The 241-nt window shown below is 63.9% G+C and carries 1 pseudogene; it reads right to left on the minus strand.

What is annotated here, in order from left to right:
* Positions 1–241, minus strand: a pseudogene (locus C1X29_RS30220) (ammonia channel protein); the annotation flags it as partial.

A 241-nucleotide genomic window follows, 5' to 3' on the forward strand; every position in this document is an offset into this window, starting at 1 on the left:
CAGATAGGCGTATTCCGGGATCACGACGCCGTTCGAGAAGGTCGCGACCGTCGAGTTCGCGTCGACGCCCTTCAGGAACGCCTTCGAGAAGCCGCCGACGAAGTCGTTGAGGCCGCCGCCGCTCGTGAAGGCGAGGCTGTAGCCGTAGAACACCCAGAGCAGGCCGACGATCGACACGATCGCGAACACCTGGGTCAGCACCGACAGCATGTTCTTGGTGCGCACGAGGCCGCCGTAGAAC

Origin of the sequence: Pseudomonas sp. GW456-12-10-14-LB2, from assembly GCF_002884345.1 — a bacterium.
GTDB classification, from domain to species: Bacteria; Pseudomonadota; Gammaproteobacteria; order Pseudomonadales; family Pseudomonadaceae; genus Aquipseudomonas; species Aquipseudomonas paraglycinae.